The following is a 1,811-nucleotide window of genomic DNA, read 5'->3' as shown; positions in this document are numbered from 1 at the left end:
AGGCCCGCATTGCCCGCGCCCAGGCCGCGCTGGCCGCCCTCGACGCGGGGCAGGCCCCGGCCCAGCCCTACGAGCGCCCCGCCCGCGAACCCCGCGAACCCCGTGAGCACGACCCCAACCGTCCCCGCCGCGCCCCGCGCCTGCCCCGCCCCGAAGGCGAGGTAACGCCCCCCGGCGACGGCCAGCCGGCCCCCGAGCGCCCCCGCCGCGCCCCCCGCCTGCCCCTGCCCGACGACGCGTCCGGCGCCCACATCAACGGCGCCGCTGGCCCCGACGCAGAGGGCGAAAAGCGCCGCCGCAAGCGCGGCGGCCGCAACCGCAACAACCGCGGCCCGCGCCCCGAAGGCAGTGCCCCAGCTGCTTCTGAAGCACCTGCCCCTACCGCGGAATAAGTCCTTCCGCCATCTGGCCCCTTGAAAAACTGAACGAGTCCCCGTTACCTTGCTGACGGGGACTCGTTCTGGTTTACGGTTACCGGGGGCGGCCTTATCGCGCCGCTCGCAATCTTATGCTACTGCTCTTTATGAAATGGCTTTTATCCTTCCTCGCGCTGGTACTGCTCGCTTACGGGCTGGGGCGCGGGTATTATCCTTTGGCCCGGCTGAAAAAAGACGTAGCGCGCCTGGAGACGCGGCGGCAGGCCGCTTCGGCCACCAGTTCCATCGCGCCCCGCCTGCGCAATGGGGACCTGATTTTCCAGACTTCCCAGTCGGCCCAGAGCCGGGCCATTCAGCTGGCCACCCACTCCGCGTACAGCCATTGCGGCATCCTGTTCCAGCGGGCGGGCGAGTGGCGGGTGTTCGAGGCGGTGCAGCCGGTGAGCGAAACCTCCCTGGCAGCCTGGGTAGCCCGGGGCGCGGGTGGCCGGTTCGTGGTCAAGCGTCTGCGCGACGCTGAAACCGTCCTCACGCCGCCCGTGCTGCGGCGGCTGCGGGCCGCCGGCGAGCAGTACCGGGGCCGCAATTACGACCTCTACTTCGGCTGGTCGGATGAGCGCATCTACTGCTCTGAGCTGCTCTGGAAGATGTATTACCAAGCCACCGGCCGCCAAATCGGCCAGCTCCAGCACCTGCGCGAGTTCGACCTCTCCCACCCCGCCGTGCAGGCCAAAATGCGCGAGCGGTACGGAAATAAATTGCCCCTTGATGAACTTGTGATTTCACCGGTGCGGATGCTGGAAAGCCCGGAGCTGGTGACGGTGGAGTGAGGTTAATAGCGGGCCGCTAGCAGGCTGTCGTACTTGGGGTGAAACCGTTTGGGAATTGGGAAAAGCAGGAACAGTCCCTGGTCAGTTATTAGGGTCAAGTCGCCCGTGCTACGGAATGTCAGGTCGGTGTACGCCAAGATGGAATACTGGCGGCCCCTGTTGCTTAGCAGATGTAGCTGGCTGCGTTCATCCTGTCGGTTCCATTGCTCGATATAAGCCCGAAGCTGAAAACTATCAGGCTGGTTGTTAGTATCCAGAAGCTTGCGCTGAAATCGGCTGGCACTGAAGAAGCTCAAATCAGGAAAACAGGCGAGTACACCAGGGGGCGGCGGGCTAATGACAATTTCTGCAGGTACCGACAGATTACCCGTTCTACTCTGTTCGTAACCGGTTGCGATAATGCCGGTAGCCACCCCTAGCACAAATAGCAGCGGGTAACCAAGCCATAAGGGCAGCGGACTTTTAAATCTTTTCATCATAGGACTTACGCAAACCGGAGTGTGGGCTGAGCCAGCTCGCGGCGCAGGTAGTCGTCGAGCAGTCCTTGCTTGAGTTGGTAGACGGTGGTGTTGGCCTGGTAGGCCAGGTGCTTGAGGCGGGCCCA

The 1,811-nt window shown here is 64.0% G+C and carries 2 protein-coding genes and 2 pseudogenes; 2 read left to right on the top strand and 2 right to left on the bottom strand.

The window, feature by feature from the left end; genetic code table 11:
- Both KLP40_RS21015 and KLP40_RS21010 read left to right on the top strand, forming a co-directional pair.
- Positions 1 to 392: pseudogene (locus KLP40_RS21015) on the top strand (DEAD/DEAH box helicase); the annotation flags it as partial.
- 131 nt (positions 393 to 523) lie between these two features.
- Positions 524 to 1,207 (top strand): YiiX family permuted papain-like enzyme, encoded by a 684-nt coding sequence (locus KLP40_RS21010; protein WP_215595805.1) that lies wholly within the window; start codon positions 524 to 526, stop codon positions 1,205 to 1,207.
- A 2-nt stretch (positions 1,208 to 1,209) separates the two neighbouring features.
- Here the strand turns inward: KLP40_RS21010 and KLP40_RS21005 are convergent, their stop codons facing one another.
- The gene (locus KLP40_RS21005) at positions 1,210 to 1,686 is read right to left on the bottom strand and encodes a hypothetical protein (RefSeq protein WP_215595804.1); all 477 of its coding nucleotides are present in this window, start codon (positions 1,684 to 1,686) and stop codon (positions 1,210 to 1,212) included.
- A gap of 5 nt (positions 1,687 to 1,691) precedes the next feature.
- Positions 1,692 to 1,811, bottom strand: a pseudogene (locus KLP40_RS21750) (IS701 family transposase); the annotation flags it as partial.

Source organism: Hymenobacter piscis, assembly GCF_018760735.1.
Classification (GTDB): Bacteria; Bacteroidota; Bacteroidia; order Cytophagales; family Hymenobacteraceae; genus Hymenobacter; species Hymenobacter piscis.
The sequence above is the reverse complement of the archived record's forward strand: the minus strand, read 5'-3'. Positions and strand labels throughout refer to the sequence as shown.